Raw genomic sequence first — 19,110 nt, 5'->3', positions numbered from 1 at the left:
ACGGGCAGATTCCGCTGCCGTTGCCGACCTGGCGAACAGGGGTTCCCATGGAAAACATGAGTGCCATCACCGTTCCGGAGCTGGAAGCGTGCCAGGCCGTCGTCTTCGACACCGACGGGGTCATCACCGACTCCGCCCCCGCGCACGCCACCGCCTGGAAGGCCGCCTTCGACCCGGTGCTGCGCGAACACGGCCAGACCCCGTTCGACGCCGCCGAGGACTACCGGCGCCACGTCGACGGCAAGTCCCGCCTCGACGGCGCGGCCTCCTTCCTCACCCAGCGCGGCATCGGGCTGCCCTTCGGCGACCCCGACGACCCGCCCGGCACCGGCAGCGTCTGCGCGGTCGCCGCCCGCAAGGAGGAAGAGTTCATGCGCCGCCTCACCGACGGCTCCGTGGACGCCTGGCCCGGCACCGTACGCCTGCTGCACGCCCTCTACGAGGAACACGTGCCCTGCGCCGCCGTCTCCTCCTCCCGGCACGCCCGCGACCTCCTCGCCCACACCGGGGTCCGCACCCTCTTCCAGACCGTCGTCGACGGCAACGACGCCGCCCACCTCGCGCTGCGCGGCAAGCCCGACCCCGCGCTCTTCCTGGAGGGCGCCCGCCGCCTCGGCGTACCGCCCGACTCCTCCGCCGTCATCGAGGACGCGCTCGCCGGCGTCGAGGCCGGCCGGCGCGGCGACTTCTCCCTCGTCATCGGCGTGGACCGGGCCGCCACCACCACCAGCGCCGGCGACCTGCGCGAACACGGCGCCGACCTGGTGGTACGGGACCTCGGCGAACTGCTGACCCCCGAGGGGAAGTGACCGGGTGACCGCCATCGAGCTGTCCGGGCTGACCGACGAGTGGACCTGGGCGTACGAGGACTACGACCCGCGCGCCGAACGGCTGCGCGAAGCCCTGTGCACCCTCGGCAACGGCTACTTCGCCACCCGGGGCGCCGCCCCCGAGGTGACCGCCGGCGCCGCCCACTACCCGGGTACGTACGTGGCCGGCCTCTACAACCGGCTCACCTCCCACGTGGCCGGGCGCGACGTCGGCAACGAGGACATCGTCAACCTCCCCAACTGGCTGCCGCTGCGCTTCCGCATCCACCCGGACGGCGGCCCGGCCGGCCGCTGGTTCTCCCCCGACAAGGAACGCGACGGGCTGCTCCTGTACCGGCAGTGGCTCGACCTGCGGCAGGGCACCCTCAACCGCTCGCTGCGGTTCCGCGACCCGCACGGCCGCCACCTGGGCGTCGACCAGACCCGCCTCGTCCACATGGGAGACCCCCATCTCGCCGCGCTGCGCACCACCTTCACCGCCGAGGACTGGACCGGCACCGTGGAGATCGACTCGGCCATCGACGGCACCGTCGCCAACACCGGCGTGCAGCGCTACCGCGACCTGGCCAGCGCACACCTCACCCGGGTGCGGACCGGCGCGGTCGAGGACGCCCCCGACACGGTGTGGCTGCACTGCCGCACCACCAGCTCAGCCACCCACATCGCGCTCGCCGCCCGCACCCGCGTGGTGGCCGGCCGCAAGCCGGAGGACGTCGTCACCAAGCTGGCCGGCCGCCGCGCCGCCCAGCGCCTCACCGTCCCCATCCGCCCCGGGAAGCCGGTCACCGTCGAGAAGACCGTGGCCCTGCACACCTCCCGCGACCGGGCGATCAGCGCCCCGCTGGAGGCGGCCGTCGAACGCGTCGGCCAGGCCGGTGACTTCGCCACCCTGCTCGGTACGCACGCCGCCGCCTGGGACCAGCTGTGGCGGCGCGCCGACGTCGAGGCGCCCGGTGAGGCCGGGCACATCCTGCGGCTGCACCTCTTCCACGTGCTCCAGACGCTCTCCCCGCACACCGCCGACCTGGATGTGGGGGTACCCGCGCGCGGGCTGCACGGGGAGGCGTACCGGGGGCATGTCTTCTGGGACGAGCTGTTCGTCCTGCCCTATCTGAACCTGCACTTCCCCGAGGTGTCCCGGGCGCTGCTGATGTACCGTCACCGGCGGCTGCCGCAGGCGCTGCGCGCCGCGCGGGCGATCGGCCGGGACGGCGCCCGCTACCCGTGGCAGAGCGGCAGCGACGGCCGCGAGGAGACCCCCGAGGTGCATCTCAACCCGCGTTCTGGGCGCTGGCTGCCCGACCACTCGCGGCTCCAGCACCATGTGGGATCGGCCGTCGCGTACAACGTGTGGCGGTACGGGCAGGCCAGCGGCGACACCGAGTTCCTGCACACCAAGGGCGCCGAGATGCTGGTGCAGATCGCCCGGTTCTGGGCGGACTCGGCGGTCTTCGACGAGGCCATGGGCCGGTACCGGATCAAGCAAGTGGTGGGCCCCGACGAGTACCACGAGGGGTATCCGGGCGCGGACCGCCCCGGCCTGGACGACAACGCCTACACGAATGTCACCGCCGCCTGGGTGCTGGCCAGGGCGCTGGAGCTGACCCGGGAACTGCCCGCGTCCCGCCGGGACGAGCTGTACGACCGCATCGACATGCGGCCCGGGGAGACCGAGTTGTGGGACGACGTGTCGCGGCGGCTGTATGTGCCCTTCCACCGGGGCGTGGTCAGCCAGTTCGAGGGGTACGGGGAGCTGGCCGAGCTGGACTGGGCCGCACTGCGCGAACGGTACGGGGACATCCGCCGGCTGGACCGGATCCTGGAGGCGGAGGGCGACAGCGTCAACCGCTACCAGGCCGCCAAGCAGGCCGATGTCCTCATGCTCGGCTACCTGTTCACCCCCGGCGATCTGGGGCGGCTCTTCGGCCGGCTCGGCTACGACCTGGACGAGCGGGCCTGGCGGCGGACGGTCGACTACTACCTGGCCCGTACCAGCCACGGCTCCACGCTCAGCGGCCTGGTGCACGCCTGGGTGCTGGCGCGGGCCCGGCACCGGGACGCCTGGGGGCAGTTGCAGGAGGCGCTGGCCAGTGATGTGGCCGACATCCAGGGCGGGACCACCGCCGAGGGCATCCATCTGGGCGCCATGGCGGGCACGCTGGACCTGTTGCAGCGCGGGCTGACCGGCCTGGAGACCCGGAACGGCGTGCTGTGGCTGGACCCGTCGCCGCTGCCCGAGCTGTCGGAGTACGGGTTCTCGCTGCGCTATCACAGCGACGGCGGGATTCATGTGCGGCTGAAGCCGGGGCAGTTGTGGGTCGGGGTGCCGCCGTGGGAGGAGGAGCCGGTACGGGTGCAGCTGGCCGACGGCCATGTGGACGGGATCGGCTTCGAGATCCCGCCGGGGGAGGAGCGGCTGATGCCGCTGCGCGAGCACACCGGCACCTGAGCGCCGGCCGCCTCGGCTACCCCGGTGCCGCCGGAGCCGCCGGTTCGCGGCGCCGGGCCGGGTACACCGGTACGGCGCGGGCCTCGTCATCGTCGTCCAGGCAGCGCCCGGTGCGCAGGTCGAAGCGCTGCTTCAGCAGCGGCGAGGCCACGAACGCGCCGCCCGCGCCGCCCGCCGCCGACCCGAGCAGCCCGCGCGACAGCACGTACGCCCCGGTGAACGGGTCACGGTTGCCGATCGCGTACGCCGTACCCGTACGGTCCAGGAAGACCGCGATCTGCCGCCCGTCGGGAAGCAGCGCCGCCACCCCGCGCCCGGGCACCAGCTCGGCCGCCGCGCAGACCGGCACCCAGCGCGTACCGCACCGCACCTCGACCACCTCCACCCCATCCACCCCCATCCCGACCTCCGCCGCCGCCGTCATGCCCGCACCCCCACCGGGATCTCCGGGCCGGACAGCAGCACCAGATCGGGCTTGGACTGCCCGCGCTCGGGCACGAACCGCACGCTGGGATCCGGCACCCCGGGCGCGTTGACGAAGGACACGAACCGCCGCAGCGTCTCCGGGTCGTTGATCGCCGCCGCCCACTCATCGCGGTAACCCGCCACATGCGCCGCCATCAGGGCCTCCAACTCCGCGCAGATGCCGAGGGAGTCGTGCACCACGACGTCCCGTACATGGTCCAGGCCGCCCTCGATCCGCTCCAGCCACACCGAGGTGCGCTCAAGCCGGTCCGCCGTGCGGATGTAGAACATCAGGAACCGGTCAATGAGCCGCACGAGTTCGGCGTCCGACAGATCCTGCGCCAGCAGATCGGCGTGCCGGGGCGTCGCGCCGCCGTTGCCGCCCACATACAGATTCCAGCCGTGGGCGGTGGCGATCACCCCGAAGTCCTTGCTCATCGCCTCCGCGCACTCGCGCGCGCAGCCGGAGACCGCCGACTTGAGCTTGTGCGGGGAGCGCAGCCCCCGGTAGCGCAGCTCCAGATCGATGGCCATCCGCACGCTGTCCCGCACGCCGTAGCGGCACCAGGTGGACCCCACACAGGACTTGACGGTGCGCAGCGACTTTCCGTACGCGTGCCCCGACTCGAAGCCGGCCGCCACCAGCCGGGACCAGATGGCGGGCAGCTGGTCGACGCGGGCACCGAACATGTCGATCCGCTGCCCGCCGGTGATCTTGGTGTAGAGGCCGAAGTCGCGGGCGACCTCGCCGATCACGATGAGCTTTTCCGGGGTGATCTCGCCGCCCGGGATGCGCGGCACGATCGAATAGGAGCCGTTGCGCTGGATGTTGGCGAGGAAGTGGTCGTTGGTGTCCTGGAGGGCGGCCTGTTCGCCCGCCAGCACGTGCGTGGCGGCACCGATGGCCGGCGCGAGGGAGGCGATGATCGAGGCCACGGCGGGCTTGCAGATCTCGCAGCCGTCGCCGCCGCGCGCCGACTCCCGCCCGTACTGGTCCAGGAGCCGCTGATAGCCGGTGATGCGCAGGGCGAGCACGATCTCGTACAGCTCCTGGCGGGTCTGCGGGAAGCAGCCGCACAGGCCGGTGTCGATGACGGCGCCGCCGGCCGCCAGCTCCTCGTTGACGAGCTGGCCCAGTACCTTGACGCAACTGCCGCAGCCGGTGCCCGCCCTGGTGCACTTCCTCACCTCGGGGAGCGAGGCGCAGGAGTGTTCGGTGACGGCGGCCCTGATGGTGCCCTTGGTGACGTTGTGGCAGCTACAGATCACCGCCTCGTCGGGCAGCGCGCCCGGGCCCAGCGCGGTGGGCGGGGCGAGCCCGGCGGGCAGCACGAGCTGCTCGGGCGGCGCGGGCGGCACGGTGCCGGTGAGCGGGCGCAGCAGACCGTACGCGTCGGCGTCGCCCACCAGCACCCCGCCGAGCAGGGTGCCGTCGCCGCCGATGACCAGCTTCTTGTACACCCCGGAGCGGGAGTCGGCGTAGACCACGTCGAGCGCGCCGTCGGCGGTGCCGTGCGCGTCGCCGAAGGACGCCACATCCACGCCGAGCAGCTTCAGCTTGGTGGACAGGTCGGCGCCGGTGAACCCGGTCACCGGCTGCTCGGCGATGGCGCAGGCGGCGGTGGCGGCCATCTCGTAGCCGGGCGCCACCAGCCCGTACACCCGGCCGTCCACCGCCAGGGCGCACTCGCCGATCGCGTACACGGCCGGGTCGGTGACGGAGGCGCAGCGCTCGTCGACGGTGACGCCGCCGCGTTCGCCGACCGCGAGCCCCGCCGCGCGGGCGAGGGCGTCCCGGGGGCGTACCCCGGCGGAGAAGATCACCAGCTCGGCGTCGACGGCGGAGCCGTCGGACAGGGTCATGCCGGTGACGGTGCCGTCCTCGGGTCGGGTGTGGACGCGCTGCCCGCCGACCCCGGTGTGCACCACGAGCCCCAGCTCCTCGACGGTGCGGCGCAGCGCCGCACCGCCGCCCTCGTCCACCTGGACGGGCATCAGCCGGGGGTTGAACTCCACGATGTGGGTGGCGAGTCCGAGCCCGCGCAGCGCGCCCGCCGCCTCCAGCCCGAGCAGCCCGCCGCCGACCACGATGCCGGTGGTGGTGCGGTCGGCCCTGGCCCACTCCTCGATGGCCAGCAGGTCCTCGATGGTGCGGTAGACGAAGCAGCCGGCGGCGTCCCGGCCCTCGACGGGGGGCACGAACGGGGCGGAGCCGGTGGCCAGCACGAGCGTGTCGTAGCGGATGACGCGCCCGGAGCGGGCGGTGACCGTACGGGCGGCCCGGTCGATGGCGACGGCCGGGTCGGCCAGGCACAGCTCGATGCCGTGCCGCTGCGCGAACCCGGGCGGGGTGAGGGAGAGTTCGTCCGGGGTGACGCCCGAGAAGTAGGAGGTGAGCCTGACCCGGTCGTAGGCGGGGCGCGGCTCCTCGGCGAGCACGATCACCCGGGAGCGGGCGGTGACGCCGCGTTCGGCCAGCTCCTCAAGGAAGCGCTGGCCGACCATGCCGTGCCCGATGAGCACGATGGTGCCGGTGTCCGTGCCCGTGCCCGTGCCCGTGCCGGTGTCCTTACCCGTGTCCGTGCAGGTGGACATCAGTTTCCTCCGTCGTGGGTGAGCAGATGCAACAGGGGAGCGGCCGGGAGCGGTTCGTCGGACTCCCAGGCGCGGGTGAGCGTGCCGACCGCGCCGAGATCGCCGACCAGGACGCCGCCGCGCAGCCGGTCGCCGCGCACCACGAGCCGGCGGTAGGTGCCGCGGGTGGCGTCGGCGAGCCGGACGGTGTCGTCGCCGGGGGCGGGGCAGGGCGCGCCGAAGGCGGCGAGGTCGATGGGCCCCGGGAGGGACAGCCGGTAGAGGGGACGGGAGCCGTGATAGCGGGCGTGGTCCCGGCCGTTGAGCAGTTCCCCCAGCGCATCGGCCTGTTCGAGGGCGGCGCCGGCCAGCCCGTAGCTGACGCCGGCGTGTTCGGCGCAGTCGCCGACGGCGTGGATGCGCGGGTCGGAGCTGCGCAGCCGGTCGTCCACGACGACGCCGCCGGTCGGGCCGATCCGCAGCCCGGCGTCCCGGGCCAGGCCGGTCAGCGGCAGCACCCCGCAGGCGAGCAGGACGGTGTCGGCGGCGAGTTCACCGCCGCCCCCAGCCGTCCGCCGGGTGGACCCGGTGGCGAGCAGCACCCCGCCGCCGGTGCGCAGCCGCCGTACCCGGCACCCGGTGCGCACCTCCACCCCGAGCGCGGTGAGCCGTTCCCGCAGCAGCCCGGACGCCCGCTCATCCAGCTGACGTTCCATCAGCCGCGGTCCCCGCTGCACCAGTACGGTCGCCACGCCGCGCACCGCGAGCGCCGCCGCCGCGGACACCCCGAGCAGTCCGCCGCCGACCACCACCGCGCGCTCGCCCGGGGCCGCGAGGGCATCGTCGAGGGTCCGGAAGGCCCGTACCCCTTCCGGGAGTTCCCCGCCGCTGCCGCCGTGCGGCGGCGGCAGCCGTGGCAGCACCGGCGCGGCGCCGGTCGCCAGCACCAGCGTGCCGTACGGCTCCCGGGACCCGTCGTCGCACACCACCTCGCGGGCGGCCGTGTCGACGGCGGTGGCCCGTACCCCCGCGCGCCAGCGCACCCCGGCGCCGGGCGCCGGCAGCGCGATCACCTCAGGGCCGTACTGCCCCGCCAGCACCCCCGCGAGCAGCACCCGGTTGTAGGGCGGATACGGTTCCCCGGCGATGACGGTGACGGGCCCGTCCAGCCGGCGCGCCAGCCGGGCGGCGGCCATCCCGCCGCCGACGATCACCACATCTGCCATGCCACGAGCCTGCGGGGCGCCCGTTACCCGCCCGCATCGCCGCCGTTTCCCCCGGGCAACGCTGCCCTCAGCGCGCGGCGAGCAGCGCTGTGAGCCCGGACCGCCCGGATTAAGGTCCGCTCAGCGCACCCTTATACGACCCTTAACGACCGCGTGGAACCTCGCGCGCGCCCGTACGCTCCCGTCATGACAGCGACCTGGCCAGCACCTTTGCGGCTGGCCCCGCGCACCGTGCGCCGGGGCATCTGCGGCGGCGGCCTGCTGGTGACCGGCCTGTGGGCGCTCTCGCTGCGCCCGGGTGAGGTGGCGGCGCTGCTGCCCGAGGCGCTGTTCGCCACCGCCGCCCAGCTCACCGGGCTGCTCGCCGGCTACGGCGTGGTCGTCATGCTGCTGCTGATGACCCGGATTCCGGCCGTCGAGCACGGGGTCGGCGCGGACCGGCTGGCCCGCTGGCACGCGTGGGCCGGCCGCTATGTGCTGACGCTGTGCGGCACGCACGCCGTCCTCGCGCTCCTGGCGTACGCCACGGCGCGCGACGTCTCGCTGGTGGCGGCGGGCCGGGAGTTCGCCCGCCACCCCGCGCTGCTCGCGGCAACGGCCGGACTTGTCCTCCTGCTGGCCGCCGGCGCCATGTCGGCGCGCCGGATCCGCACCCGGATCCGGCACGAGACCTGGCGCGCCACCCACCTCCTCATGTACGTGGCGGCCGGGGCCGCCTTCTGGCACCAGCTGGCCGGCCCCGACGTCGCCGGCAACCAAGCAGCGGCATGGGTGTGGTCGATGCTGCACACCTCGGCCGCCGTGCTGCTCGTGTGGTACCGGCTGGTGGTGCCGGTACGGCAGGCCCTGCGGCACGCGCTGCGGGTGGTGGCCGTCGTACCCGAGGGACTTGAGGCGGTCTCCGTGACCATGCGCGGCCGGGACCTGGCGGCGCTGCGCGCCGAGCCCGGGCAGTTCTTCCGGTGGCGGTTCCTGACCCGGCGGCTGTGGCGTACCTCGCTGCCGTTCTCGCTGTCGGCGCCGGTGCGCGGCGACGAGGTGCGGATCACGGTCAAGGCGCTCGGCGACCACACGCGGCGGATGCGGCGGCTGCGGCCGGGGGTACGGGTGCTGGCGGCCGGCCCGTTCGGCGCGCTCACCGCGCACCGGCGCACCCGGCGGCGGGTGCTGCTGCTGGCCGGCGGGGTCGGCATCACGCCGCTGCGGGCGCTGTTCGAGACGCTGCCCGGCAAGGGCAAGGAGATCACCCTGCTCTACCGGGCGGACGAGGCCGAGGACCTGGTCCTGCGGGAGGAACTTGAAGCGATCGCGGCGGAGCGCGGGGCGGGCCTGTTCTACCTGCTCGGGGCGCCGGACGGACCGTACGATCCGCTGGCACCCGAGGTACTGCGCGGCCTGGTGCCCGATCTGGCGCAGCGCGACGTGTACGTGTGCGGGCCGCCCGGGATGGCGGACGCGGCGCGCTCCTCGCTGAACCGGGCCGGGGTGCCCGCCTCCCGTGTCCACACCGAGCAGTTCGCGTTCTGATGCCACGCCATCGCCTGGTGCGGCGACACCCCCGCAGGACGAAGGCCCTGCTGCTGTTCGGCGCGAGCGCCGCCCTGGCCACGCTCGTGACGCTGGCCCCGACCCCGTCCGCACCGGAGTCCGCACCCGTGGAGGAACCGCATGACTCATCAAGTACGCACCGCCCACACCGCGGAACTGTCGACGGCGACCCTGCGGGCGATCCGGGGCCTGCTGGGGCTGATCGAACATGACTGGGACCACGCGCTGGGCGGCATGCACACCATGGTGTGGGACGGCGACTCGCTCATCGCGCACGGCGCCGTGGTGCAGCGCCGGCTGATCCACGGCGGCCGGGCGCTGCGCACCGGGTACGTGGAGGCGCTGGGCGTCCACCCCGACCACCGGGGCCAGGGCCACGGCGGCACGGTGGCCGCCGTACTGGAACGCGTGATCGCGGCGGCGTACGACCTGGGCGCGCTCTCCACACCCCCGCAGTCGGCCGCGTACTGGCCGGCCCGCGGCTGGCAGCCGTGGCAGGGCCGCACCTGGGCCCTGACCCCGATGGGTATCGCCCGCACCGAGGAATCCGACGGCACCGTCCACGTCCTGGCGGGCCCCGTCCCGCTCGATGTGACGGGCGAGCTGATCTGCGACTGGCGCGACGGCGACATCTGGTAGTCGCCGTGGACGGACTACGCCGTCACATGGACGGACAGGTAGTCCTCCCAGGTGCGTTCGCCCCGGACCGCGCCCGGGCGGGCCAGATTGGCGCCCGTGCGGTAGGCACGGCCCGTTCTGCCCGGAAGGGGGAGGGGGAGGCGGGGGCGGCGTCCGGCGGTGGCGTGGAGGTAGGAGTGGATCAGCTCGTCCGTGGTGTACACCCTGGGGCCCGGCAGGTCCGGGACCAGGCCGGCCGGTTCGCCCAGGGCCAGCTCCGCCAGCCGGGCCGCCACATCGCGCGAGTCGACCGGCTCCAGCCGGACCGGGCGCGGGGCGGGGACCACCGGCAGCCGCACCAGCTTCGCCAGCACCAGGTGCGCCAGTTCGTGGAACTGGGCGGCGCGCAGCGTGGTCCAGGGGATTCCGGATTCGGCCACCGCCACCTCGGTGCCCAGCTTCATCCGGAAGTAGCCGACCGGAACCCGGTCCGCGCCGATGACGGAGATCAGCACCAGATGCCGTACCCCTTCCTCCGCCGCCGCCCGGACCAGGTTCCGGGTCGCCTCGTCGTCGCCCTTGGGACCGCCCGCCAGGTGGACGACGGTGCCGGCGCCGGACACGGCCGCCTCGACGCCCTCGTTCCTGAGCAGATCACCGGTCACGTACGTGACGCCCTCGGCGGCCGGCCGCTCGTGCCGGCTCAGCACCCGCACCGGGCGGCCCGCCTCCCGCAGCAGGGGGACGACATGCCGGCCGAGCGTGCCCGTGCCGCCGGTGACCAGAAAAGGGGATGTCATGGCAGTCATGGCATCCCTTCTGCCACGACTTCGCCCCCGGCACCAATGAGCCGCGCCGCACCCGCCTACCCTCGGTCGCATGGACAGCCTCGCCAGCCTGCTGGAAGGCCCGCGCGCGCACCGGGCCTTCCTGCTGCGCGCGGTCTTCGACCCGCCCTGGTGCGTACGGGTCCAGGACCGCGCCCCGCTGACCGTTCTGTGTGCCCTGCGCGACACCACCCGGGTCATGTACGACGACGCGGCACCGGTACGGATCGACGCCGGTGACATCGCCGTGGTCCGCGGACCCGACCCGTACCTCGTGGGCAGTGGCACAGACATCCCCGTGCAGGCCGTCGTCCATCCCGGGGACATCACCACCACCCCCGAGGGCGAAGGACTGTGCGAGCAACTCGATCTCGGCGTCCGCACCTGGGGCACCGGGCGGGCCGGCGCCGCCGCCGAACTCCTCGTCGGTACGTACCACGTCGACGGCGAGATCAGCGGCCGGCTGCTGCACGCCCTGCCACGCCTGCTCGTGCTGCGCGCCGCAGACTGGGACTGCCCCCTGCTGCCGCTCGTCACCCAGGAGATCGGCAAGGACCGGCCCGGCCAGAGTGTCGTCCTGGACCGGCTGCTCGACCTGCTCCTCATCGCCGTGCTGCGCGCCTGGTTCGCCCGCCCCGAGGCCCACGCCCCCGCCTGGTACCGGGCCCAGGCCGACCCCGTGGTCGGCCGCGCGCTGCGCCTGCTGCACGAGGACCCCGCCCACCCCTGGACCGTCGCCGCACTCGCCGCCCGGTCCGGCGCCTCCCGGGCGGCGCTCGCCCAGCGCTTCGCCACCCTCGTCGGCCGGCCACCCATGGCGTACCTCACCGACTGGCGGCTCTCCCTCGCCGCCGACCTGCTGCGCGAACCCACCGCCACCCTCGACGCCGTCGCCCGCCGCGTCGGCTACGGCAGCGGCTTCGCCCTCAGCACCGCCTTCAAGCGGGAACGCGGCATCAGCCCCAGTTCGCACCGGGCGCGAGTGCGTCCGGCACCGCCGTCACCGAGGTGAGCACCAGCACCGCGTCCTCCAGCGCCACCACCGAGTGCCGCACGTGCGGGATCTTCAGGATCTCGCCCGCCGTCAGCGGAATGTCGGCCCCCTGCCCGCCGGCCGGCACCACCCGTACGGACCCCCGTACCAGATAGAGGCTGGCGGCCGGCGGGGTGTTGTGCTCCTCCAGCTGCGCGCCCGCCGTCAGCGCGATCACGCTCTGCCGCAGCGGCCCGTCGTGCAGGAACAGATGGGCGCTGCGGCCGTGCTCCGCCTCGCGGGCCCGGCCCAGATGGTGCTCGGCGAGCGCGGTCAGATGTGTGGTGTGCTGCGTGGTGTCGGTCACCCCTCCATGCTCCGGGGTACGGGCGGCGCCGCAACCCGGTTCACCGCAAAGCGCCCCCCTCTTCACCCCGCTCACTCCTGCTCCGCGCGCTCCACCCGCTCCACCCGTACCGCGCAGATCTTGAACTCCGGCATCCGGGAGGTGGGATCCAGCGCCGGATTGGTGAGCGTGTTGGCCCGCCCCTCACCCGGCCAGTGGAACGGCATGAACACCGTGTCCGGCCGGATCGCCGCGGTGATCCGGGCCGGCGCCACCGCCCGCCCGCGCCGCGACACCACCGCCAGCCGGTCACCCTCCGCCGCCCCGATCCGCTCCGCCAGCCGCGGATGCAACTGCACGAACGGGCCCGGCGCCGCCGCGTTCAGCTCCGCCACCCGCCGGGTCTGCGCCCCCGACTGGTACTGCGCCAGCACCCGCCCCGTCGTCAGCAGCACCGGATACTCGGCGTCCGGCTCCTCCGCCGCCGGCCGGTGCCCCACCGGCACGAACCTGGCCCGGCCGTCCGGCGTCGCGAACCGGTCCAGGAACAGCCGCGGCGTCCCCGGGTGGTCCTCGGCCGGGCAGGGCCAGAACACGCCGCCCTCCGCCGTGATCCGCTCGTACGTGATCCCCGCGTAGTCCGCCTTCCCGCCGGCCGAGGCCCGCCGCAGCTCCGCGAAGACCAGCTCCGGCTCCGCCGGGAAGCCCCGCTCCCACCCCGCCCAGCCCAGCCGCTGGGCGAGCGCGCGCAGCACCTCCAGATCGCTGCGCACCCCGGCCGGCGCCGCGACCGCCCGCCGCCGCAGCTGCACCCGCCCCTCCAGATTCGTCAGCGTGCCGGTCTCCTCCGCCCACTGGGTGACCGGCAGCACCACATCCGCGAGCGCCGCGCTCTCCGACAGCACCACGTCACACACCGCCAGAAAGTCCAGCGACCGCATCCGTTGCTCGATGTGCGCGGCGCGCGGCGCCGAGACCACCGGGTTGGAGCCCATCAGCAGCAGCGCCCGGATCCCGCCGGGGTCCTGGCCGCCGAGCGCGTCGAGCAGCTCGTACGCGCTGCGCCCCGGTCCCGGCAGCACCGCAGGGTCCACGCCCCACACCCCCGCCACATGCGCGCGGGCCGCCGGGTCGGTGAGCATCCGGTAGCCGGGCAGCTGATCGGCCTTCTGCCCGTGCTCGCGCCCGCCCTGACCGTTGCCCTGCCCGGTCAGACAGCCGTAGCCGGAGTACGGGCGCCCGGCCCGCCCCGTCGCCAGGCACAGATTGATCCAGGCCGAGACGGTGTCGGTGCCCTTCGACTGCTGCTCTGGGCCGCGCGCGGTGAGCACCATCGCCGCCTCGGGCGCGCAGAACAGCTCCACCGCCGCCCGCAGCTGGGGCACCGGTATCCCGGTGATGCGCTCCACCAGCTCCGGCCAGTGCGCCATCGCCTCCGCCCGCGCCGCCGCCCAGCCGCTGGTCCGCTCCGCGACGAACGCCTCGTCCACCCGGCCCTGCGTCACCACCAGATGCAGCAGGCCCAGCGCGAGCGCCAGATCGGTCCCGGGGCGGGGCGCGAGGTGCAGATCGGCCTGCTCGGCGGTACGGGTACGGCGCGGGTCGACCACGATCAGCGTGCCGCCGTTCGCGCGCAGCTCCGTGAAGTGGCGCAGCGCGGGTGGCATCGTCTCGGCGAGGTTCGAGCCCACCAGGATCACGCAGCCGGTGCGCGGGATGTCGGCCAGCGGGAACGGCATCCCCCGGTCCAGGCCGAACGCCCGGTTCCCGGCCGCCGCCGCCGAGGACATGCAGAACCGGCCGTTGTAGTCGAGCTGCGAGGTGCCGAGCACCAGCCGGGCGAACTTGCCCAGCGCGTACGCCTTCTCGTTCGTCAGCCCGCCGCCGCCGAACACCCCGACCGCGTCCGCCCCGTACCGCTCCCGTACCCCCGACAGCCCCCGCGCCACCCGGGCCAGCGCCTCCTCCCAGCCGGCCGGGGCCAGCTCCCCGTCCGCGCCGCGCACCAGCGGGCGGGTCAGCCGGGCCCCCGGATTGAGTACGGCGGCGGCCGTGGCACCCTTCCCGCACAGCGCGCCCCGCTCGACCACCCGCAGCCCACCCCCGGCACCCTCCGACGGCACGCGGCGCAGGCCCATCGCGCACTGAAGCGCGCAGTACGGGCAATGGGTGTCCGTGATGTCTGCCATATTGGGGGTCATGCGCGCCATGATGCGTCGGCGGTATTACGCCGACCCCGCCCAGGAGTTACGGCCCCGGCGCGCCCTGCTCACCCCCGGCGCGCGGGGTGGCGTGAGCGCCGGGCGCGACATTGGTGACACCCTCGCAACACAACGGCAACGCGCCGGGCGCAGGCTGGCCGAATGAGCGCCCGCACGATTCCCACCCCCACCCTGGTGGCCGTCGCCCACGGCTCTCCCGACCCCCGCGCCGCGCGGAGCATCGCCGCCCTCATCCGCCTGGTGCGCGCCCTGCGGCCGGGGCTGCGGGTCGAACCCGGCTATCTGGAGAACGACACCCCGCGGCTCGCCGACACCCTCGCCGCGCTGCGCGCCGGCGCCGGCGGTGGCGCGGCGGTACTGGTACCCCTGCTGTTCAGCCGCGGATACCACGTCAAGCACGACATACCCGGCGTGGTGGAGGCGGTGCGGGAGGACCTGAACGTCACCACCGCCGCCTGCCTCGGGCCACACCCGCTGCTGGTCGACGCCCTGTACAGCCGCCTGGTGGAGGCCGGCTACCGGCGCGACCAGGACCCGCACGCCGACGCGGTCGTCCTGGCGGCGGCCGGATCGCTGGACCCCGAATCGGCCGCCGGGACCGAGTACACCGCGCACATGCTCGCCGACCGGCTGGGCGGGGTGCCGGTCCTCCCGGCATACGCCTCGGCCGCCCGCCCCACGGTGGCCGACGCCATCGCGGAGCTGCGCGGACACGGTCACACCAAGATCGCCGTCGCCTCCTGCTTCACCGCGCCCGGCCGGTTCGCCACCCGCTGCGCCGAGGCCGCCCCCGGCGTGGCCGCCGCCCCACTGGGCGCGCACCCCGCGCTGGCCAGACTGCTGCTGCACCGCTACGACCAGGCCCGCGGCGCCATCCCGACCCGGCCGCCCACCCCCGCCCCCGCCACCCGGCGGCCGGCGCTGGTGGCGGCGGTAGCGGTAGCGGGGGCCGGGGCCGCGGCGGTAGCGGCGAGCAAAGCCTGACCGTCGCCGTCAGCCCAGCGCTTCGGCCGGCCGGGACAGCGCCCCGCCCGCGTTCCCCGTGTTGAGCGTCCCGGCCGGCTCGACCAGCAGGATCGCCGTCTCCTCCGCCGCCACCGGGCAGTGCTCGACCCCGCGCGGCACGACATACAGCTCGCCCGGCCCGAGCACCACATCGTCGGCGCCGCGCAGCTGGATGGTGAGCCGGCCACTGATCACCAGGAAGAACTCATCGGTGTCCGGGTGGCTGTGCCACACGAACTCACCCTCGACCTTGGCCAGTTTGATCTCAAAATCATTGAGATCGGCAATCTTCTTCTGCGCCCACTGATCGCTGAACCGGGACAGCCGCTCGGCGATGCTGACAGCGGCGGGTACGGTGCTGTTGTCCATGGAGCGAGCGTCCCCCGTACGGCCGCCACCCGTCTTGTACGTTTCTCACATGGCCGGCGCGCAGGGTACCCGAGCACGCGTCCGGGCGTGGCGACCGCGCCTCGACGGCATCACCGAGGTCCTCCACGCCCGCTTCGCCGACCACGCCTACCCCATGCACACCCATGACACCTGGGATCTGATGATCCTCGACGACGGCTCCGTCGACTTCGCCGTCGACCGCCCCCGCGAACGGCACGGCGCAGCCGCCCACGGCCAGGTGATCCTGCTGCCGCCCGGCGTCCCGCACGACGGCCGCACCGTCCGGCCGGCCGGCTTCCGCAAACGCGTGCTCTACCTCGACACCACCCTCCTCCCCGAACGGCTCACCGGCGCCGCCGTCGACCAGCCCGTGCACCTCGACCCGGAACTGCACCACCGGCTGCACCTGCTGCACCAGGCACTGGGCCAAGGCCCCGGGGACGAGTTCGAGGCCGAGGCGCGACTGACATGCGTCCGCGAACGGCTGCTCGACCACCTCCGCGCGCACCGCACCACCCGCCCCGTACGCCGGCCCGCCGCCGCCGACCGCCCGCTGGCCGTCGCCCTGCGCGAACTGCTGGACGCCCGCCTCAACACCGGCATCACCCTCAAGGAAGCCGCCGCCGTCCTGCACGCCCACCCCGGCCACCTGGTGCGCTGCTTCAGCGCGGCGTTCGGTCTGCCCCCGCACACCTATCTCACCGGTCGGCGCATCGACCGGGCCCGCCGCCAACTCCTCGCCGGCCGGCCGCCCGCCGAGGTCGCCACCGCCGTCGGCTTCTACGACCAAGCACACTTCCACCGCCACTTCACCCGGCATGTCGGCACCACACCGGGCAGGTACACCACATGACACACGACACGCCGATGAGCACCCCGGAGAGCAGCCGTCCCCCCATCGCCCTCTCGGCGGCCGGCTTCGTCAGCTGCTTCGACCGGTTCGCCATCAGCCCCCTGCTGATCCTCATCGCCACCGGGCTCGGCATCCCGCTCGGCACCGCCGTGTTCACCGCCAGCGCCTACTTCCTCGCCTACGGACTCTCCCAACCCCTGTGGGGCATCCTCTCCGACCGCGTCGGCCGGGTCCGCGTCATGCGCTGGACCCTGCTGGTCGCGGCCCTCGCCGGAGCGCTCTCCGCGCTCGCCCCCAACGCCCACGTCCTGATCGCCGCCCGGATCATCGCCGGCGCCTGCTACGGCGCCGTCGTCCCCACCTCCCTCACCTACCTCGGCGACACCATCCCGGCCGCCCGCCGCCAGCGCGCCCTGTCCGACCTGATGGCCGTCATGGCGGTCGGCACCGCACTGGCCACCGCCGTCGCCGGCGCACTCGCCCAGGCCGTGGACTGGCGGCTGGTCTTCGCCGCGCCCGCCGTGTGCGCGGTGGCCTGCTCGTACGCGCTGCGCACCCTCCCCGAACCCCCGCGCGCCGCCACGACGGCCGGCGGCATCACCGGCCACCTGGGCGCGGTGCTCCGCAACCGCTGGGCGCTCACCGTCTTCGGCCTGGCCTTCGTGGAGGGCGCGGTACTGCTCGGCACCATGACCCTGCTGGCCACCGCACTCCAGTCCCACGACGTGAGCGCGGCCGTCGCCGGCCTCGCCACCGCGATGTACGGGGTCGGGGTGGTGGTCTTCTCCCGGCTGGTACGGGTGCTCACCGGGCGGCTGCCGGTATGGGTACTGATCGCGGTGGGCGGGGCGCAGATGTGCGCCGGGTACGGCATCGTCACCGCCTGGGTGAACCTGCCCGCCGTCTTCACCACCGCCCTGCTGCTGGGCGGCGGCTGGTCCTTCATGCACTCCTCGCTCCAGGCATGGGCCACCTCCGTGGTGCCGCAGGCCCGTGGCACGGCGGTGGCGTTCTTCGCCGGCGCCCTGTTCATCGGCTCCTCGGCCGCCGCCACCGCGGCCGGCCCCCTGGCCGAACGCGGTCAGTACGCCCTGCTGTTCGGCCTCGCCTGCGCCCTGACCATCCCCCTCACCCTGACCGCCACCCTGACCCGCCACCGCTGGCACCCGACCCCGGAGGGGCCGAAGGCGGGGGAGTCGCCGGGGCCGGAGGAGCGGTCGGCGCAGGCGACGGGAGTGAGGGGAGTGACGGCGGTGACCGAACGACAGAAGGACGTGGATTCCCCGGCCGGCCGCTGACGGGCTGTTGGTGGTGGGGGTGGGGATGGTTGTCTCGTTTTCGGGCGGGCGCCCCACCCCCACCCCCACCCCCACCCTCACCCCCGCCCCCTGACCCCTGTCACTCCCGCCGGTTAATGTCGGGATATGCAACACAGCGCCGCGTACGCCCCAGCCGATGCCGAGCGGTGGGATCCCGAGCCGGACAAACGGGCCGGGCGGACCGCCTTCCAGCGCGATCGGGCGCGGGTGCAGCATTCCGCCGCGCTGCGCCGGCTGGCCGGGAAGACCCAGGTGGTGACCCCGGACACCGGTCACAGCCGTCAGTTCGCGGCCGAAGGGGAGGCCGAGGCCGAGCACGCGTGGGACGCCAGCCCCCGTACCCGGCTCACCCATTCGCTGGAGTGCGCGCAGGTGGGGCGGGATCTGGGGACGGCGTTCGGCTGCGACTCCGATGTCGTCGAGGCGGCCTGTCTCGCGCACGATCTGGGCCATCCGCCCTTCGGGCACAACGGGGAGCGGGTCCTGGACGAGATCGCCGCGCCCTGTGGCGGCTTCGAGGGGAACGCGCAGTCGTTGCGGCTGCTGACCCGGCTTGAGCCGAAACGTTTCTCCGAACCCCTGCACCGCCCCGTCGGCCTCAACCTCACCCGCGCCACCCTCGACGCCGCCACCAAGTACCCCTGGCCGCGCGGCGGCCACCCCACCGATCCCGGCTCGCCGAAGTTCGGCGCGTACGAGGACGATCTGCCGGTCTTCGAATGGCTCCGGCAGGGCGCCCCGGCGGCCCGCCGCTGCTTCGAGGCGCAGGTCATGGACTGGTCGGACGATGTCGCGTACTCCGTCCACGATGTCGAGGACGGCCTGCACGCCGGGCATCTGGACCCCGGTCTCCTTCTCGCCGAGCCCGAACGCGCGGAGATCTTCCGCGTGGTCCGGGCCCGCTACGCCCCGCCCGGCACCGGCGATGCCGAGCTGGCCGCCGCCCTCGACCGATTGCTCGATCAGCACTGGTGGCCGCACGGCTACGACGGCTCCGCCACCGCCCAGGCCCGCCTCAAGGACGCGACCAGTCAGCTCATCGGCCGGTTCTGTGCCGCCGCCGAACATGCCACCCGTGAGCGCTACGGCCCCGGCCCGCTGCACCGTTACTCCGCCGAGCTGATCGTCCCGCCCGGAATCCGCCTGGAGTGCGCGGTCCTCAAGGCGGTCGCCGACGTGTACGTCATGCAGCGCCCCGACCAGGAGCTGCGGCGCGGCCGGCAGCGCGAGCTGCTCGCCGAACTGGGCGACGCGCTGATCCGCCGCGCCCCGCACGGCCTTGACCCGCAGCACCGTGCCCTCTACGCGTCCGCCGCCGATGACGCAGCCGCCCTCCGGGTGATCGTGGATCAGATCGCCGCGCTCACGGACGCATCGGCACGCTCCCTGCACGCCCGCCTCACCTCGCCGTCCCCGGGGTATGTCTGGGGGTGAACCGCCCCCCGCACAACCGGGGGCACCTGCG

At 74.2% G+C, this 19,110-nt stretch carries 16 protein-coding genes; 9 read left to right on the top strand and 7 right to left on the bottom strand.

Annotation, left to right across the window (positions count from 1 at the left end):
* The first annotated feature begins 56 nt into the window (after nt 1-56).
* Both AC5WRL_RS07285 and AC5WRL_RS07280 read left to right on the top strand, forming a co-directional pair.
* Nucleotides 57-809 carry an HAD family hydrolase gene (locus AC5WRL_RS07285; RefSeq protein ID WP_496087472.1) on the top strand — a complete coding sequence of 251 codons (753 nt, stop codon included), beginning with the start codon at nt 57-59 and terminating at the stop codon, nt 807-809.
* Between the two features lie 4 nt (nt 810-813).
* Nucleotides 814-3,279 (top strand): glycoside hydrolase family 65 protein, encoded by a 2,466-nt coding sequence (locus AC5WRL_RS07280; protein WP_496087471.1) that lies wholly within the window; start codon nt 814-816, stop codon nt 3,277-3,279.
* A 16-nt stretch (nt 3,280-3,295) separates the two neighbouring features.
* Here the strand turns inward: AC5WRL_RS07280 and AC5WRL_RS07275 are convergent, their stop codons facing one another.
* From AC5WRL_RS07275 to AC5WRL_RS07265, 3 genes are all read right to left on the bottom strand, one after another.
* Nucleotides 3,296-3,679 (bottom strand): nitrite reductase small subunit NirD, encoded by a 384-nt coding sequence (locus AC5WRL_RS07275; RefSeq protein WP_496087545.1) that lies wholly within the window; start codon nt 3,677-3,679, stop codon nt 3,296-3,298.
* A 20-nt stretch (nt 3,680-3,699) separates the two neighbouring features.
* A complete protein-coding gene (nirB, locus tag AC5WRL_RS07270) occupies nt 3,700-6,249 on the bottom strand; it encodes a nitrite reductase large subunit NirB (protein ID WP_496087544.1) in 2,550 nt (849 codons plus the stop codon).
* A gap of 89 nt (nt 6,250-6,338) precedes the next feature.
* Nucleotides 6,339-7,544: an NAD(P)/FAD-dependent oxidoreductase gene (locus tag AC5WRL_RS07265; protein ID WP_496087470.1), complete on the bottom strand. Its 1,206-nt coding sequence runs from the start codon at nt 7,542-7,544 to the stop codon at nt 6,339-6,341.
* 186 nt (nt 7,545-7,730) lie between these two features.
* On the opposite strand from AC5WRL_RS07265, the gene AC5WRL_RS07260 reads away from it, so the two are divergent.
* A complete protein-coding gene (locus AC5WRL_RS07260; protein ID WP_496087469.1) occupies nt 7,731-9,071 on the top strand; it encodes a ferredoxin reductase family protein in 1,341 nt (446 codons plus the stop codon).
* Nucleotides 9,072-9,212: 141 nt separating this feature from the next.
* On the top strand, nt 9,213-9,731 hold the full coding sequence (locus AC5WRL_RS07255) for a GNAT family N-acetyltransferase (protein WP_496087468.1): 519 nt from the start codon (nt 9,213-9,215) through the stop codon (nt 9,729-9,731).
* A 14-nt stretch (nt 9,732-9,745) separates the two neighbouring features.
* Here AC5WRL_RS07255 and AC5WRL_RS07250 read toward each other — a convergent pair whose 3' ends face one another.
* On the bottom strand, nt 9,746-10,510 hold the full coding sequence (locus tag AC5WRL_RS07250; protein WP_496087467.1) for an SDR family oxidoreductase: 765 nt from the start codon (nt 10,508-10,510) through the stop codon (nt 9,746-9,748).
* A 79-nt stretch (nt 10,511-10,589) separates the two neighbouring features.
* On the opposite strand from AC5WRL_RS07250, the gene AC5WRL_RS07245 reads away from it, so the two are divergent.
* Complete coding sequence (locus tag AC5WRL_RS07245) at nt 10,590-11,549, top strand: AraC family transcriptional regulator (RefSeq protein WP_496087466.1); 960 nt, start codon at nt 10,590-10,592, stop codon at nt 11,547-11,549.
* Here AC5WRL_RS07245 and AC5WRL_RS07240 read toward each other — a convergent pair.
* Both AC5WRL_RS07240 and AC5WRL_RS07235 read right to left on the bottom strand, forming a co-directional pair.
* Nucleotides 11,494-11,877 (bottom strand): cupin domain-containing protein, encoded by a 384-nt coding sequence (locus AC5WRL_RS07240; RefSeq protein ID WP_496087465.1) that lies wholly within the window; start codon nt 11,875-11,877, stop codon nt 11,494-11,496. The two genes, AC5WRL_RS07245 and AC5WRL_RS07240, sit on opposite strands and share 56 nt — an antisense overlap.
* Nucleotides 11,878-11,948: 71 nt before the next feature.
* Entirely contained in the window at nt 11,949-14,057 is a 2,109-nt protein-coding gene (locus tag AC5WRL_RS07235) for a molybdopterin oxidoreductase family protein (protein ID WP_496087464.1), read from the bottom strand.
* Nucleotides 14,058-14,219: 162 nt separating this feature from the next.
* Here AC5WRL_RS07235 and AC5WRL_RS07230 point away from each other — a divergent pair, with 162 nt between their 5' ends.
* Complete coding sequence (locus AC5WRL_RS07230) at nt 14,220-15,062, top strand: sirohydrochlorin chelatase (RefSeq protein ID WP_496087463.1); 843 nt, start codon at nt 14,220-14,222, stop codon at nt 15,060-15,062.
* Between the two features lie 9 nt (nt 15,063-15,071).
* On the opposite strand, the gene AC5WRL_RS07225 is transcribed toward AC5WRL_RS07230, so the two are convergent.
* Nucleotides 15,072-15,452, bottom strand: coding sequence for a cupin domain-containing protein (locus AC5WRL_RS07225; RefSeq protein WP_496087462.1), 381 nt, complete (start codon nt 15,450-15,452; stop codon nt 15,072-15,074).
* 49 nt (nt 15,453-15,501) lie between these two features.
* Here AC5WRL_RS07225 and AC5WRL_RS07220 point away from each other — a divergent pair, with 49 nt between their 5' ends.
* The 3 genes from AC5WRL_RS07220 (at nt 15,502) to AC5WRL_RS07210 (ending at nt 19,079) form a co-directional block, all read left to right on the top strand.
* On the top strand, nt 15,502-16,326 hold the full coding sequence (locus AC5WRL_RS07220; RefSeq protein ID WP_496087461.1) for a helix-turn-helix transcriptional regulator: 825 nt from the start codon (nt 15,502-15,504) through the stop codon (nt 16,324-16,326).
* A complete protein-coding gene (locus AC5WRL_RS07215; RefSeq protein ID WP_496087460.1) occupies nt 16,323-17,624 on the top strand; it encodes an MFS transporter in 1,302 nt (433 codons plus the stop codon). The genes AC5WRL_RS07220 and AC5WRL_RS07215 overlap by 4 nt, the downstream gene beginning before the upstream one ends.
* Before the next feature lie 126 nt (nt 17,625-17,750).
* Nucleotides 17,751-19,079 carry a deoxyguanosinetriphosphate triphosphohydrolase gene (locus AC5WRL_RS07210; protein WP_496087459.1) on the top strand — a complete coding sequence of 443 codons (1,329 nt, stop codon included), beginning with the start codon at nt 17,751-17,753 and terminating at the stop codon, nt 19,077-19,079.
* Nucleotides 19,080-19,110 lie beyond the last annotated feature (31 nt).

The sequence above is a fragment of the Streptomyces sp. NTD107 genome, assembly GCF_059510435.1.
The sequence above is the reverse complement of the archived record's forward strand: the minus strand, read 5'-3'. Positions and strand labels throughout refer to the sequence as shown.

Bases quoted from the DNA above. Each gene is read 5' to 3' on its own strand.
- AC5WRL_RS07285 (WP_496087472.1), top strand. From the start codon at position 57: ATGAGTGCCATCACCGTTCCGGAGCTGGAAGCGTGCCAGGCCGTCGTC.
- AC5WRL_RS07235 (WP_496087464.1), bottom strand. From the start codon at position 14,057: ATGACCCCCAATATGGCAGACATCACGGACACCCATTGCCCGTACTGC.
- AC5WRL_RS07245 (WP_496087466.1), top strand. From the start codon at position 10,590: ATGGACAGCCTCGCCAGCCTGCTGGAAGGCCCGCGCGCGCACCGGGCC.
- AC5WRL_RS07220 (WP_496087461.1), top strand. From the start codon at position 15,502: ATGGCCGGCGCGCAGGGTACCCGAGCACGCGTCCGGGCGTGGCGACCG.
- AC5WRL_RS07250 (WP_496087467.1), bottom strand. From the start codon at position 10,510: ATGACATCCCCTTTTCTGGTCACCGGCGGCACGGGCACGCTCGGCCGG.
- AC5WRL_RS07230 (WP_496087463.1), top strand. From the start codon at position 14,220: ATGAGCGCCCGCACGATTCCCACCCCCACCCTGGTGGCCGTCGCCCAC.
- AC5WRL_RS07260 (WP_496087469.1), top strand. From the start codon at position 7,731: ATGACAGCGACCTGGCCAGCACCTTTGCGGCTGGCCCCGCGCACCGTG.
- AC5WRL_RS07255 (WP_496087468.1), top strand. From the start codon at position 9,213: ATGACTCATCAAGTACGCACCGCCCACACCGCGGAACTGTCGACGGCG.
- AC5WRL_RS07225 (WP_496087462.1), bottom strand. From the start codon at position 15,452: ATGGACAACAGCACCGTACCCGCCGCTGTCAGCATCGCCGAGCGGCTG.
- AC5WRL_RS07210 (WP_496087459.1), top strand. From the start codon at position 17,751: ATGCAACACAGCGCCGCGTACGCCCCAGCCGATGCCGAGCGGTGGGAT.
- nirB (WP_496087544.1), bottom strand. From the start codon at position 6,249: ATGGTCGGCCAGCGCTTCCTTGAGGAGCTGGCCGAACGCGGCGTCACC.
- AC5WRL_RS07215 (WP_496087460.1), top strand. From the start codon at position 16,323: ATGACACACGACACGCCGATGAGCACCCCGGAGAGCAGCCGTCCCCCC.
- AC5WRL_RS07275 (WP_496087545.1), bottom strand. From the start codon at position 3,679: ATGGGGGTGGATGGGGTGGAGGTGGTCGAGGTGCGGTGCGGTACGCGC.
- AC5WRL_RS07265 (WP_496087470.1), bottom strand. From the start codon at position 7,544: ATGGCAGATGTGGTGATCGTCGGCGGCGGGATGGCCGCCGCCCGGCTG.